This is a genomic window from Nitrospira calida, from assembly GCF_976986435.1.
This window is the reverse complement of sequence record NZ_OZ335950.1, coordinates 3,605,079-3,619,412: the sequence shown is the minus strand read 5'-3', so window position 1 is coordinate 3,619,412 and position 14,334 is coordinate 3,605,079. Positions and strand designations below refer to the sequence as shown.

At 61.4% G+C, this 14,334-nt stretch carries 13 protein-coding genes; 8 read left to right on the top strand and 5 right to left on the bottom strand.

Going from position 1 to position 14,334, the window contains the following annotated elements:
• Positions 1-17 precede the first annotated feature (17 nt).
• Positions 18-779: a glycosyltransferase family 2 protein gene (locus tag ACWHTU_RS17635; protein WP_447860718.1), complete on the top strand. Its 762-nt coding sequence runs from the start codon at positions 18-20 to the stop codon at positions 777-779.
• 91 nt (positions 780-870) lie between these two features.
• Here ACWHTU_RS17635 and ACWHTU_RS17630 read toward each other — a convergent pair whose 3' ends face one another.
• From ACWHTU_RS17630 to ACWHTU_RS17620, 3 genes are all read right to left on the bottom strand, one after another.
• Complete coding sequence (locus tag ACWHTU_RS17630; RefSeq protein WP_447860717.1) at positions 871-2,145, bottom strand: hypothetical protein; 1,275 nt, start codon at positions 2,143-2,145, stop codon at positions 871-873.
• Between the two features lie 69 nt (positions 2,146-2,214).
• The gene (locus tag ACWHTU_RS17625; protein ID WP_447860716.1) at positions 2,215-2,847 is read right to left on the bottom strand and encodes a hypothetical protein; all 633 of its coding nucleotides are present in this window, start codon (positions 2,845-2,847) and stop codon (positions 2,215-2,217) included.
• Positions 2,844-4,238 (bottom strand): hypothetical protein, encoded by a 1,395-nt coding sequence (locus tag ACWHTU_RS17620; protein ID WP_447860715.1) that lies wholly within the window; start codon positions 4,236-4,238, stop codon positions 2,844-2,846. The genes ACWHTU_RS17625 and ACWHTU_RS17620 overlap by 4 nt, the downstream gene beginning before the upstream one ends.
• A gap of 268 nt (positions 4,239-4,506) precedes the next feature.
• Between ACWHTU_RS17620 and ACWHTU_RS17615 the strand changes: the two genes are divergently transcribed.
• The 3 genes from ACWHTU_RS17615 to ACWHTU_RS17605 are packed head-to-tail and all read left to right on the top strand — an operon-like array spanning position 4,507 to position 7,449.
• The gene (locus tag ACWHTU_RS17615; protein ID WP_447860714.1) at positions 4,507-5,586 is read left to right on the top strand and encodes an alkaline phosphatase family protein; all 1,080 of its coding nucleotides are present in this window, start codon (positions 4,507-4,509) and stop codon (positions 5,584-5,586) included.
• Between the two features lie 4 nt (positions 5,587-5,590).
• A complete protein-coding gene (locus tag ACWHTU_RS17610) occupies positions 5,591-6,046 on the top strand; it encodes a hypothetical protein (RefSeq protein WP_447860713.1) in 456 nt (151 codons plus the stop codon).
• Between the two features lie 35 nt (positions 6,047-6,081).
• Positions 6,082-7,449 (top strand): HEAT repeat domain-containing protein, encoded by a 1,368-nt coding sequence (locus ACWHTU_RS17605; protein ID WP_447860712.1) that lies wholly within the window; start codon positions 6,082-6,084, stop codon positions 7,447-7,449.
• Between the two features lie 95 nt (positions 7,450-7,544).
• Here ACWHTU_RS17605 and ACWHTU_RS17600 read toward each other — a convergent pair whose 3' ends face one another.
• The gene (locus tag ACWHTU_RS17600; RefSeq protein WP_447860711.1) at positions 7,545-8,804 is read right to left on the bottom strand and encodes a hypothetical protein; all 1,260 of its coding nucleotides are present in this window, start codon (positions 8,802-8,804) and stop codon (positions 7,545-7,547) included.
• A 307-nt stretch (positions 8,805-9,111) separates the two neighbouring features.
• Between ACWHTU_RS17600 and ACWHTU_RS17595 the strand changes: the two genes are divergently transcribed.
• From ACWHTU_RS17595 to ACWHTU_RS17580, 4 genes are all read left to right on the top strand, one after another.
• A complete protein-coding gene (locus ACWHTU_RS17595; protein WP_447860710.1) occupies positions 9,112-10,194 on the top strand; it encodes a HEAT repeat domain-containing protein in 1,083 nt (360 codons plus the stop codon).
• Between the two features lie 118 nt (positions 10,195-10,312).
• Positions 10,313-11,413: a HEAT repeat domain-containing protein gene (locus ACWHTU_RS17590; RefSeq protein WP_447860709.1), complete on the top strand. Its 1,101-nt coding sequence runs from the start codon at positions 10,313-10,315 to the stop codon at positions 11,411-11,413.
• Entirely contained in the window at positions 11,406-12,179 is a 774-nt protein-coding gene (locus ACWHTU_RS17585) for a HEAT repeat domain-containing protein (protein WP_447860708.1), read from the top strand. Before ACWHTU_RS17590 ends, ACWHTU_RS17585 begins: the two co-directional genes overlap by 8 nt.
• Before the next feature lie 23 nt (positions 12,180-12,202).
• Entirely contained in the window at positions 12,203-12,922 is a 720-nt protein-coding gene (locus tag ACWHTU_RS17580; RefSeq protein ID WP_447860707.1) for a HEAT repeat domain-containing protein, read from the top strand.
• A 21-nt stretch (positions 12,923-12,943) separates the two neighbouring features.
• Here ACWHTU_RS17580 and ACWHTU_RS17575 read toward each other — a convergent pair whose 3' ends face one another.
• The gene (locus tag ACWHTU_RS17575; RefSeq protein WP_447860706.1) at positions 12,944-14,269 is read right to left on the bottom strand and encodes a UDP-glucose dehydrogenase family protein; all 1,326 of its coding nucleotides are present in this window, start codon (positions 14,267-14,269) and stop codon (positions 12,944-12,946) included.
• Positions 14,270-14,334 lie beyond the last annotated feature (65 nt).

Sequence of the window (14,334 nt, the reverse complement as noted above, 5' to 3'; positions counted from 1 at the left end):
GAAAGGTCCTTGCATCGATGGCAACTCCGGAAGCGGGTGACCGTCCCAAACTGTCGGTGGTCATCCCCGTCTATAATGAACGCGCGACGATCGAGGAGGTGCTACGGAGAGTGAGTGCGGTTCCGATCGACAAGGAGATCATCGTCGTCGATGACGGGTCCGACGACGGAACTGCGGAGCTTCTTGAGCGATTCAGCTCCCGGTCTTCGCAGCCTCATCAGGAGTCGGTCTCGAAGGACGGTAAGGAAGGCTATGGAAATGTTCGGGTTCTGTTCCAAGAACGCAACCGCGGCAAAGGGGCGGCGCTCCGGCGCGGATTCCAAGCGGCGCGCGGCGAGATCGTGATCGTGCAGGATGCCGACCTCGAATATGATCCCCGAGACTATCCCCAGCTTCTCGATCCTATCGAGCGGGGCGTCGCGGACGTCGTCTACGGCTCGCGATTCATGGCCGGCCCCCACCGCGTCCTGCTGTTTTGGCATTACGTCGCGAATAAGACGTTGACGACACTTTCCAATATGCTGACGAATCTCAACCTGTCCGATGTATGGACGGGCTATAAGGCGTTCCGTAAAGAGGTGTTGGACACCATCGCGCTGCAAGAAGATCGGTTTGGGTTTGAACCGGAGATCACGGCAAAAATCGCCGAAGGTGGGTGGCGGATCTATGAGGTGGGCATTTCGTATTATGGGCGCACGTATCAAGAAGGGAAGAAAATCACCTGGAAGGACGGCGTGAGGGGGATTTGGTGCATTCTTCGCTACAACTGGTTCTCTTGATGGGGGCGCGGAAGGGCGCCCAACCCGGTGAATGGACGGGGAATCGCATGCCAGCCCACTCGCGTCGGCCTTGTGAGAATCGAGTCGGGAGCTAGCCGCTACCTGGAGCGTACAGCGTACGCACGATTTCGCTCGTATTGAACAGCATCGCGTTCATCCGCGTGTAGGCTGCATGGCCGAAGAGGTGGTCGAGAGGGTTGGTGGAGCCGGTGCAGTCTTTGTAATCGACCAGGCGGCACAGGCCGTCGGTCGGGCACCGGACGGCGCGGCGAACGCATTCCAGCCAGCGTTCGAAACCGTCGTAGGGCTCGACCAGTTCCCACAGCGCTTTGTTGGCTGCTTTGGCTTCTTCCGTGGTCGGCACCGCGTCGCTGGCGGCGACGGCCAGTTGCTGCACATAATCGCCGCCCCAAGCGACCGGCATCTCCATGGTGATCTGCGGCAGCTCCATTTTCGCCAGCCAGGTTTTCCCGTCGGTTCTCAACACCCGGTGATTCACCACGTGGAGCAGGTTTCCTAAGCCGGACGGGTCCCATCCATAGCGCACCGGGGTCCCGAATGTAACGACATCCAGCGCCACACCGGTCAAGATTTCGGTCGCATGCGCTCGTTCCAGCCGGTCGAGCATCGCCGACAGTTCGACGTGCGTTGTCTGCTCCGCGTATTTGCGCAAGATTTCGAACACCCGCTTTCGTCCGACGATCGGGGCCGGCGTGAGGAGATTCGAGGCGAAGGCCAGCACTTGCCCGGCGTGGCCGTGGGCCTGAATTAGAATCCGGTCGCCGTCCCGGAGTTGATGCTCCCTGCATAGAGCGCGCAAGCGATCAAGCAACCTGCAGGCGGCGAGTGCCCGTCCGAGGTGGTGGTGCTCGCTCGACCAGAGCTCGCGCACGCAGACAATCGGTTTCGACACCGCCTTGTTGACGGCCTTGCTGAACACATCCACGTAGGCGCCGGTAAAATTGCCGGCGTCGCCGGCCCGCTCATCGAGCAGCTTCTTGGTCGGCTCGTCATTAGCAAACGGTGGCTTGAGGCCGGTGCGGCTGCTCGGCAAGCCGTTGTCGCCCTCGCGCATCAGGGCCAACAGGGCGTCGACCCCGGAAATCCCCCTCGAGTAACCGCGCTTCAGACCGCCTGCTTCGTCCAGGCGCTGTACACCGAAAAGATCGCTTCCCAGAAAGGTCCCGTGGAAGAACACCACCACCCGTACCCCCGCTTGCGATAGCTTGACGCCCAGCGCGGCCATCGCGTCCAGCCAGGCGGGCGAATCCGGCGGAGCGCCGGCGGTCAGCTCGCGAAAGCCGACCCGGTCGCCGGGATTTCTGCGGGACATCTCATCGTGCTGAAAATTGTTGTCGATCGGCATGGCGGGATGTACTTACCCGAAACGGGCTTCGGAGTGCAAATGGTCGAAATAGGGTCGGAAGTGTGCGGTTCAGCGGACGACCGCGGGGGGTGAGACCGGAGCCTCCGGCGCAGGTGGGGGAGCGATCCGGGTCTTCGGCATCACGGCGGTGGCGGTGCATGTGCCGCCCGCTTCATCGATCTGACGGTCGATGATCTTCACCCCTTGGAGATATTCCTGGACGATCTCTTCGCGCGTCACTTCGATGTCCTGCTCGGTCTCCCGACCGGCGCGCTCCCGCATCCGGTCAATGGCGTGCTCCTTGATCAGCACCCGGATTTGCTTGGCCAAGTCGGTGCGGGCGGCCAATTCCGACACCCGTTGACAGACGAGGCGCCCTTTCGAGAGATCCCCATAACCCCGGCCGACCAGAAAGTGGTCGGAAGAGGAGATCTGGGATTGCAAGTCGCGTCCCTCCGACAGAAGCGCATCGGCATCGGGCCGAACACCCTGTGATCGGCTCGCCCGCCGCTCATGCTGCTGGAGCTGGTCGAACGAGGTGCCGGCATGTCCGCGGATCGGGGGCGAAACGGGCGAGGGGTCTGCCCCGCGACTTTCTGAAAGAAAAAGCCAGCCGCCCACCACCGCCAAGCCTGTTGCAATGATCAACGAGCAAACCCGCCCTGGCACAGCCAGCCATTCTTTCTTCATCATCAATTTCATTTGGCTCCCTTGTGGCCAGGTCCACCCTGACTCTCGCTTAACCCACGGCCCGGCGGGAACGGCCTGACGTGCGGGGATTCGCGGGGGAGATGGGGACCTGCTCCCTGCGGCGCGAAAAGCCGATCGAGTCCCGGAGACAAACGCCGTTTCCGCGGTAGCGTCGCGCCATCCGGAGCAGGGAGCACCTTGGCGGCAGGTAGAGTTCCGCGCACCGTCGGTGGCGAGGCCGGCATCGTTGCCGGAGTGTGTTGGAGCATCGGCGAAAGATTGCGGGACGACGTGTGCGGCGAATCAGGCATCGGCGGTGTCTGAGGGGTTGGGGGTGGTGCGCTGCCGGTGATCGATCCTGGAGGTGCTAGGAGGAATGGCGTCAAATGCGTCATTGTCGAGAGTCGCCGTGACAGAGAAGATGAAGCGGGTTGGGGCGCGGTCGGCTGCTGATCCGCAGGAGGAGAACTTGCCCCCGGCTGCTTCATCGGCGCCTGGAGGAGTTGGTTCAGCGTGGGCGGAGATGAGAGCGGCAGCGGTTGCTGTGGCACGACCTGGTAGGTCGGCATTGCAAGCGTCGTGTGTGGCGGCGCAGGCGGAGCTGGCGGCTGCGGCGGGGTCGGCGGGACCCGGGCTGTCAGCACCTGCTGAACGACTCGAACATGGGGGTTCGAGGGATTTAATTGCTCCGCTTGTGCGAGAAGCGCCTGGATTGAAGCCGCGTTCACCCAGGGGGAAAATCCAACGAACGGGGAGACGATCACCCAATCGGTCCAGGCTTGCGACACGAGCGCGTTGGATTGGACCTTGTCGAGGATGTCCTGCCGCAGTCGGCTGATCTTCCGGACCTGCTCTGGCGAGGCCGCTTCGGCTAATGCGTGATTCGCGGCGTCCAGCTCCTGGTGAAGCCGATCCACCTCCGCCTTGAGCGCGACCAACTCTTCCCTGGCATCTTCGTTTTTGCGCAATGCGGCAATGGCCCGAATGACGTCCTCGCTGTCGACCTGCGCCGTGAGATCAACCCGGATCACAACCGTTTCGCCGTCGAGGCTCGTTGTGATGTGCTGATCGAGCACCAAGACGACGCCGGCTGTATAGGTGCGGATTTCATCCTGCGTCACATCGAGATCGCGGACGACCGTCACGCTTTCGAGATAGGTCGCCACCTGTTCGAGCGCGTTGCGCTTTGCGGCCTCCGCCGCGAGTTTGATTGCGTCCTCGCGCGTGTCGCGGTCGCCCATACGGTGCTCGCCGCTGGCCGTCACGATGCGGATTTCGGCCCGGGCCTGAACGTCGGAAAAGAACCATGAAAGAAGCAGGATGGCCGCGCAAAGGAGAGAGGAAATGAAGAGGGAACGCCTGGAACCCATCGCCGAGGTCAGGCTGAGTGATCGAGTGAGCATGATCCGCACCCTGCCGGGGATGGATGAGACGCCGGCGCTCTGTTCCGTAACAGCCCTGCTGACTTTTTCCTGCCCGGGCGGCTCAGGCGTTTGGTCCGGTCGCTGTGCTCTTGTGTATAGCATAACACAGGACACTGATCCGCCACCCATGTCACAAGCCTGCACCGATCCCGCTTGCCTTCGCGGAAATTCACATGTTAACTTACAAAGCTCCGGGCTCCCGAAGGGAAAGCTCAAGCGAACAAGGTGATGGGGGGTTTTTAAATTTATGGAGAGAGATGAATTCACTCGAAACAAGTCGATCCCCTTCGTTGCGGCGCTCTTGCTGGTCGCCGCGATCTCTCCCGGGAACTCCGCAACAGCCACGACGATGACGAATGTTCCGGCGGAAGCCGGCTCGGTCGGAGTTTCCCATCCGCCGACGGTTCAGACCGAACACGTGATTCTCTTTGTCTTGGAGGGGCTGAGCCAGGACTCGTTGAAAGGCGGAACCATGCCGGTACTCAGCCGGCTGGTCAAGAATGGAGCGGTTACTTGGTCGGCGACCGCGGTGAAACCCGCGCTCAGGCTGCCGACGATGGCCTCGCTGCTGACCGGCTTGCCGGTCGAGAAACACGGCGTGACCTGGAACTCCTTTGAGTTCATCCGCGGCTATCCGCGCCCTCCGACTGTGTTCGACTATCTGGATTTGAGCGGCGGTAGGGACAGCGCGATTTTCTTCATGGACGAATCTCTCTATCAACTGGCAAAGCCGGAGCCCTACACGGACTATCAGATGTGCGGGCCGCTGAAACCGGAATGCAGCACGGAGACCGTGGTCCGCTACATTCGGGACTATTTCAAGAAAGCGATCAGCGGTCACGGCCACGGCCACGCAATTCTTTCCCTTCCCCACTTGCTGGTGGTGCATCTGCCTGAAGCGGGCCGGGCCGGGGAAGCGCATGGGTGGAACTCGAAAGAATACCGGGAAGCGCTGAAGACAGTAGATAAGGCAATGGGATCGGTTCTCGATCTGTATCGGGAACTCAAGCTGCTAGACCGGACCACCGTGTTCGTCACTTCATTGAGCGGAAGCGGCGAGCGGCAAATCAGTAAAAACGGCAGCGGAGGGCGGGGAGGCGATCTACCTGTGGTGCCCTGGATTGCGTCGGGTGTCGGTATCAAGCCAGGACACGAGATCCGCCAGCCGGTCTCGATCATCGACACGGGCGCCACGGTGCTCCGGTCGTTGGGTCTGGAGACCCACACTGAATGGGAAAGCCGTCCCGTGGAGGAGATTTTCCTGACGGCGTCGGCCGCTGCTCCGGTCAGTGCGGGCTCCATAGAAGTTTCGCCTCAGGGACGGTGATCGCATGCGCATTCGCCAGAAACCTTCTCTCGATCGATCGGTGTTGCGGTGGCGAGAGGCCTGCCTGGTGTCGGTCCTGATGGTCGGGTTTGTGTTGCACACCGCTTCGGCCGCCCCTCCGGCGGCCTATTCGAAGGAGTATCCGATCATAGTGGATGCGACGGCACTCTATCCTCCGACCAGGTGGCAGGTGCCGGGGGTGACACCGATGATCATGACGCTCGATCCCGACACCTCCGACGCCTATCGCACCACCGAACGCAAGGAGCTGAAGTTAAAACCGGGGAAGTATCGCTTCGGTACCTTTACATTCGATTTCCCATTTACCGTGACACTCGACGGCGTCCTCGAATTTTCCCAGACACTCGATCAGTGCGTTGAAGGACGAGGCACGCAGACGCTGACGGTCCGATGTACGAGGACCGTGCCCTACGGCGGCCAGCGGGACTGGGAATACTGAGCGAAGCCTCACGAGGCGGGCTGAGGCAATAAGCTATGGCTCAAGCGGTCGAAGATCTGCTGGAAGCATTGGAAGATGTCGATGACGCCACGCGCGAGGAAGCCGCCAAGGCACTGGCCGAATTGGCTGATCCCGGCACGCTGGAACCCTTGATCCAGGCGTGTAGCGACGACTATTGGTCGGTTCGCGCGCATGCGGCGTGGGGTATCGCCAGAATCGGAGGATCCAAGGCGGTCGAGACCCTCATCAACCTCTTTAACGATCCGATCACAGAGGTGCGCAACGAAGCCGTGGCCGCCATAGCCCATCTGGGGCCGCCGGTCGTCGATCGACTCGTCAAGTGCCTGAAAGACGAACGATGGCGGGTTCGGGAACATGCGGCCAAAGCTTGCGGTGAGATTAAGGACGCACGGGCCGTCGATGCGTTGATTATCGCCTGCCGGGATCGGGACGGCGCAGTGAAGAGTGCAGCGGCCGAAGCATTGGGGAAAATCGGCGATCCGAAAGCCGTGCCTACGCTAATCAAACTTTTCCGCGACTCTTCGAAAATCGTCCGAGAGACGGCCGGAACGGCGTGCGTTGCGATCGGCCAAGCCTCGGTCGAGCCGTTGATCGAATGTCTCAAGGACAAAGATTTTGTCGTCCGGTGCCATGCGGCCCGCGCCCTTGGCGGCATGACGACCGACTATCAGATCGGTCGGCCGTGGGTCCGCGAATCGCGCGTGGTCGACGCTTTGATTGAGGCGCTCAAGGATCCCGACCGCGCGGTGCGGGAGGACGCCACGATCGCGCTGGGCATGATCGGCGATCCGCGTGCGATCGATCCGCTCATCGAGGCGATGAAGGACGGGGCGGTGAAGCGGCATGCGATCGCATCCTTGGGTATGATCGGCGATCCGCGCGCGCTGCCCGCAGTGTTGGATGCGCTGCGCGGGAAAGGCATTCGCCAGGACGGGACGCCGACTCCCGGTTGTATCGTGAGCGAAGAGGCGTTCATCAAGGAGGCGGCGGCGACCGCCCTCGGCCACTTCCGCGACCCGCGTGTCATTCCGGATTTGATTATGTTGCTGAAGGATGGCGTTTTGCGCGAGAAAGCGGCGCAGGCGTTGGTCTTGATCGGCGATACCGCGATCGAGCCGCTGGTCGCGTTCCTACACGACCCGAAGGCGTCGGAGGTGGAAGGGGAAGGCGAGCGCGTCTTATCCTTCGCGTCATCTCGCCTGAGCGCCAAGGACGCCTTGCGCCTGCTGGTGCTGGATACGCTGGAGAAGCTGGGCTGGACGCCGCCGCCCGAGGAAGCGACGGTGGATTCCAGCATGGCCGACAACCTTCGGGTCGAGAAGCCGCTGGGTGAAACCGGGCGATTCGGTCCAGCCGGCGACCTCGCCAAGGGCGCCATGTAAGGCTCAGCGTTGAGCCCCTCCACGGCTCAACTGTCTGCTTGTTAGCAGCTGGGGGACGGTGCTGAACGCTGAGAGCCCAGGAGTTGTGGTCGTCCCTATTTTCTCCTTACCGCCACTCCGTGCGTGTCGGCGGTTTCCTTGCCGTCCTTCATGTTGGTGATCCGTGCGATCCCCACGAATTCCCCTCCTCGGCCTCCATTCGTCACCTTGATCACCCCGACGCCGGGAGTTGATCCCTTGGCGTTATTGACGTTCTTGTCGTTGCCCGTGAGAGGAATCGGCCCTCGCGTTCCTACGAACACATACGCCTGGTCCGGGGATACATCCATCAGGTCCGGCGCCGGGTCATCGCTCACGGGCCCCGCCAATTCGATTGTCCCGACGCTCAGGTTGCTCAACGTGTCGATGACCTCGATGTTGTTGCCCGCCCGGTCCGCACTCCATAAATAGCGGCCAACGGCAACCATTCCATGTGAATCGGCGAACTGGGTATCGCGCGTGGTGATCAGCTTGGCTGAGACCGATTTCGGGAGATCGGAGATGTTCAAGGCGTAGACATCGTAGGACAACGGTGCGACCGGCCATCCTCCGCCGGAATTGATATAGACGGTGTCTCCGACCTGAATCCCGCCGCAACCGGCTGGGTGGATCTGGACATTGTCGAGCGTGGCGACGACCTTCATCGGCGTAACCGTGACGTCTACGACGAATAGTCCTCCTCCTCGAAGCGTGATGAAGGCATATTTGCTGGATGCTTCCGTAATCGGGCAAATCGGTGCCGTGTCCGGGCGCTCTCCGCTCTCCATCGCGCCAAGGTTTATGACGTCCTTTTCAGGGTCGAACCGGAATTGATGACTCGCGTAGTCCGTCCAGATTCTGATGAATTTCTTCTCCGCGATATTGGCGGCGATCACCATCTTCTGGTCCGGCGTCGGCCAAGCCGCATGGACATTCTTTCCCATGCTCAGGCACGCTTCCGGTTTTTTCGTCGCGGCATCCATGAAGAGGACGTGGCCGCTGAGGAACGACAGAATGGCGTGAGACTGGTCCTGGGTGAAAAACAGCATGTGCGGACGGCGGACGGCTTTCTGTGTCGCGTCCTGGCAGAATTTGTTGATGTCGCCGGCGAGATCGATTGTGACCGCCGGTTTGGCCGACGAAGGGTTAGCCGCCAACTGCGCGCCCTCATAGATATAAAGATAGCCGCCGCTTTCCTTCCCGGTGTCCGATTGATCCGTGATCCACACCTCGTAGGCACGGGCTGCCACGGAGAGCCCTAAGCACAAGGCCAAGGCAATGGATCCCGCCAATCCCCATACGCGCGTCGTTTGGTGCCCGGTCCTCTTCATGTTCATTTGGAACCTCCTTATCGGATGAACGGATGAGATGCTCTGCCTGTCAGGTCCTGCATGCTCCAATACATCGGCGTTCAACTTAATTGGAAGCCATGGTGGGAATACGGAATACGATAATCTCATAGTAGAAGGCGAACGGAGCGCATGTCAATCTGAAGTGGCCTCGATCTGTCGCTTGCGGGTCCAGAGGTGGCCGATGGACGCTGGAGGTCTCTACGGTGGTTATGCGCCTGTCCTGGTGGGGCGTCCGTTGACCGCGCGAAAAAGCCTGTGTTAAGGTCAACCGCGGTGGTGGGAGAGGAAAAGCGTGTCCGATTACGTGGCCGAACAAATTGCCGCGCTGAAAGACGAAGATTGGGCTGTCCGCGAAGAAGCCGCGTCGACCTTGGGCTCTCTGCGTGAGGCACGGGCGGTGCTGCCCCTGGTGTCCCTCCTTCGCGATCCCGATCGGGCGGTACGCCAGGCGGCCATCGGCGCGCTGACAGCGATCGGTGAGCCGGCGGTCATGGTGTTAGGAGCCTGCCTTTCCGATCCGGAGCTTTCGATCCAGGAGGCGGCTTCCTCTATCCTCGCAGTCATCGGCGACAGGCGGGTTCTCGAGCCGCTGGTGGCGGCCCTCCAAAGCCCGGATTGGATCGTCCGCATGCATGCCGCCAAGGCGCTGGGGCGAATCGGCGCGGCCGAGGCTGCCCAACCGCTTCTGCCGCTGTTGCAGGACAAGGTGAAAGCCGTGCGCGAAGAAGCCGCCCAGGCGTTGGCCTTGATGGGGTCGGCGGCCGTTCCCCTTCTCTTGCAGGCGCTGAGGCATGAGGATTGGCTGGTCCGGCTGCACGCGGTCGAATCCCTGGGAAAAATGAAATCCCCAGCCGCCGTCGAACCCTTGCTGTACGTGCTGTTCAATGACCGCGATGCTGCGGTGCGGGAGGATGCCATCCGTGCGCTTGGCGAGATCGGCGACTCTCGGGCGGTTGAGTTCCTGATCATGGCCATGAAGGAGCCCGGTTTGCGGTTGCTTGCGGTGGAAGCGTTAGGGCGGATCGGCGATGCCCGCGCTGTGCCGGCCTTGATCGAAGTCGTCAACGGATCGAGCAGGCCGGCCGTCAGCCGTCCGCTTGACGGGTGCGGCGACCGTTGGGACGAAGAAATGGTCGTGATGGGTGCGGCCGTCCGGGCGCTGGGCCTCATTCGCGACGATCGAGCCCTCCCGATCCTAGTTGCGGCGCTCCAGAGCACGATCACCCGCGCCGAGGCGGCGGCCGCGTTGGTGCGATTCGGTCCAGCCGCGGTTCCATATCTTCTCCCGGTGCTGGCGAAGGAACAAGACGACAACCTCCGCTACCACGTGAAGGAGGCACTGACACAACTGGGATGGAGGCGGGGACGGACATAGAACAGGCGAGGAGGCATGGGGCAATGGCCAGGGGCGAGATGGCAGCAGAAGGCGTGAACTTTTTCTGATGGAGCTGCAGCCTCCATCCCCTCATCCGTTGTCTGTCTCGTGAGTCGCTATGCCGAAGGAAAGTATCGAAACCCTCGTTGCGGAGCTGGTGCACGAGGAAGACTGGCGCCGCATGCGGGCGACGGCGGCCTGTCTGTCCGGCGGGCCGAGGGCTGTCCAGGCGTTGATCCGCGCGTTGGAGACGGGCAGTCCTGCGTTGAAGATCGAGGCAGCGGGTATGCTGGCCCGGATCAAGGATCCGCACGCCGGTGTGGCGCTGGTGCGTTTGCTCCGGCATGAGGAGGAAGCGGTTCGGAGGGCAGGCGCTGCAGCGTTGGAGCAGATGGCCGGGGTTGTGGATGCCGAGACAGCCTCTGCCTTAGTGCGACTGCTCTGTGACGCCCAGGCCGAGGAGACGCGCAAGCTGGTGACGCATCTCCTGGGGGTCATTCCCAACGCCATTGCCCCCTTGGGCGAAATGCTCAAGCACCCGGATGAAGAGGCGCAGGTGACGGCCGCGACGATTTTGGAGCATCTGCTCGATCCGCGCTCGGCGGAGGCGCTTATCGATGCGATGGGCTCTCCGGCTGTCCGTGACATCGCTGTCCGCACGCTCAAGAAACTGGGCGCGATCCGCGAGCGGATCGACCGCGCGTTCAACGCGCTACGGGATGTCGAGGGCGCGAGCGAGCGGGAGGAAGCCCGCATGGCGACCGTGATCGATCTGCTGGCCATCGGGCGACCCAGCGTGGAAATTCTCATCGAGTATTTGCGCGACGAGGATTGGGTGGTGCGCGAAGCGGCGGCTGATCTGTTGGGCAAGATCGGCGACGTGCGGGCGGTCGAGCCGCTCATGGAACGGTTGCGCGTGGACAAGGATACGGGGGTCAAGGAGTTGGCGCTTAAAGCGTTGGGCTTGATTGGCGATGCGCGGCCGGTCGAACTGTACATCGAGGCGATTCCGATCCGGCCGTTGCGCGTGTTTGCGATGGAAGCGCTGGCCAAAGTCAAGGATGTGGAAGTGCTGAAGCCATACAAGGATCTCTTCGAGCGTCTGAAGACGGATCGCGATGGGCTGGTCGCGTACAACGCCGGTCTGATTTCGAACAAATTGGCAGCGCTAGAAGGCATGCACACCGTGGAGCACGAAGAGCAGGAACACCATGCGTGATGAGGAACATCGATCGGATCGGGTGGAGCAGTTGATTTCCGCGTTGCGCGACGACAACGACGCGCTGCGGGACCATGCGATCGCGAGCCTAGGGCAAATGGGGTTGGAAGCCGTGCCGCAACTGATCGGTCTGATGGCCGACGAAGACGCGGTGATCCGGGAAGCAGCCACCAGCGCGATCGTCAGGATCGGTCCAGCGGTGGTGGATCGCCTCATTGAGGCGCTCGAGGACGAGGAGTGGTCGGTTCGAGAACAGGCGGCGTCGGCGTTGGGGAAACTCAAGGATCCGAGAGGCGTCGAGCCGTTGGTCAAGGCGCTGAAGGATAAAGACGGCGCCGTCCGAACCGCGGCGGTCTGGGCCTTGGAGCGGATCGGCGATTCGCGTGCTGTGCCCGGCCTGATCGAAGCCTTGAGCGACAGCACGGTCCGGGAGGACGTCGCTCGGGTGCTCAAGAAGATCGGCGACGCCCGCGCCGTGGACGCGTTGATCGAGGGGCTGATGGGCAATAATTGGATGGTCCGCCGCCACGCGGCCGAGGCGCTGGGGAAGATCGGCGATCCCCGCGGCGTTGAGCCTTTGATCGAATCGTTGAAAGACGAGGATTGGCTCGTGCGCCGCAACGCGGCCGAGTCCTTGGCCCGGCTGGGAGACAAACGGGCGATTGAGCCGTTGCTGCCCTTACTGGAGGACGAGAACACGATCGTACAGGAAACCGTGGAAGGCGTGCTGGCCAGTCTCGGCTGGAAGCCCGAGCGCACGACGTAACCGAGGCATAGAGGACGAACACCATGGCAGACGAAGCACCGGTGAAGCTCATTCAGATCGGTCCGAAGGGCGGGATCAAGAAGGACGGATTCAACCTCGTCACCGAGCGGGTGGTGGCGGTGAATCCCGAGGCCAGGCAGATCGAGGTGGAACTGCTGGCCTATGACGGCAAAACCGTGGTCCTGGATGTGGCGGAAGAGGTTCTGGAAGACCTCAAGAAGATTAAGGTCGGCGACGGCGCGACTATCCGCGTTGTGGAGGAGGGCGGGAAGCGCGTCGCCAAGAGCTTTAAGATCCGGGCCAAGGATCCACATGCCGCCAAAGCCGATGCGATGCTGCTGGATCTGAAAGATTCACACTGGCTGAACCGCAAGTACGCGGCCGAGGTGTTGGGAGAGCTGAAGGATCCGAGAGCGGTGGGGCCCCTGGTCGAAGCGCTGACCGACGAAGTCGGGGATGTGCGGCAACGGGCCTACGATGCGCTGATCAAGCTGGGTGGCGTGTCGGTGCCGGCGCTGATTCCTTTGCTGGTGTCCGAGGAAGATGAGTTGCGGCAATCAGTGACGGAGATTATTCGCAAGATCGGCAAACCGGCAGTCGAACCTTTGGCGACGGCCTTGGTCGATGCGGACGATCGACTTAAGAGCCGCATCATGAAGGTGTTGGATCGAATGGGATACAAGCCCAAGCCGAAGGAAGAGCCGGTGGTGGAAAAGCCGAGGCTGACCAGTTCATCCACCTAAAATCGAAACTCCACGTGAGGATCAGGAAGAGAGGCGGGGTTCCCGATCGGGTCGGCCGACGGACACATAGTGAAATCCGAAGCCGGCGATTCGAGCAGGATCGTACACGTTCCGTAGATCGATCAGCAGCGGGCGCCGTAAGGCCGTTTTCAATCGATCGAAATCTAGGTTTCGGAACTGGTTCCATTCCGTCATGATGATCAATGCGTCGGAACCTTCCGCCGTATCGTATGCGTCTTTGCACGGAACGAGGCCGGGGAGCAGTTTGCTTCCCTCGTCCAACGCGGCCGGATCGTAAGCACGGATCACAGCCCCTTCCTTCATCAGTTGTTGTGCGATCGCCAACGCTGGCGCCTCCCGCAAGTCGTTCGTGTTCGGTTTGAACGACAGCCCGAGTAACCCCAGCGTCTTGCCTTTCACACCGCCGAGCGCGCCACGGATCTTTTCCACCATGCGCTGGCGCTGTTGGGTATTGACGCGCGCCGCCGCGCTGGCGATTTCCAACTGATAGCCCACCCGTTCACCGGTCTGCACGAGCGCGGCCAAGTCCTTGGGAAAACAGGAACCGCCGAAACCAGGGCCAGCGTGAAGAAACTTACTGCCGATACGGTGGTCCAAGCCCATACCCTTGGCGACCACTTGCACGTCCGCGCCGACCCGTTCGCACAGGTTGGCGATCTCGTTGATAAACGAGATTTTCGTGGCCAGAAACGCATTGGACGCGTATTTGATCATTTCGGCTGTCGGAATGTCCGTGACCACAAACGGAGTCTCGATCAGATACAGGGGACGATAGAGATCCTTCATGATCGCAATGGCCTGATCGCTGTCAGCTCCGATGACTACGCGGTTGGGCCGCAAGAAGTCTTCGATGGCCGAGCCCTCGCGCAGGAATTCCGGATTCGACACGATGTCGAAGCGATACGGACCTGACAGATTCGCCTTGATGACCTCCCGGAGTTTCTCGCCCGTGCCGACCGGCACGGTAGACTTGGTCGCGATGACTTTGTAACCGTTCATGTTCTTGGCAATGCCGCGTCCGACTTCTTCGACATAAGAGAGATCGGCTGAGCCGTCCGCGCGGGATGGCGTTCCGACAGCGATGAACAGCACTAGCGCTTGGTCAACGGCCTTGGCGATGTCGGTGGTAAAAGCCAGGCGGTTTTCTCGTAAACCTTTGGCGACCAATTCGGTGATACCCGGTTCGTAGAAAGGCACCTCCCCCTTTTCCAACTTGGCGATCCGTCGGGAATCGGTGTCCATGCAGACTACGTTGACCCCGAATTCGGCGAAGCACGCCCCGGTCACCAATCCGACATAGCCGGTCCCGATGACGCTGATATGCATAGTGGAAACCCTCCTGAAGCTGGCGATCGTATGGCCGGATCGTCCGGCGATTATGTCATGTCAAG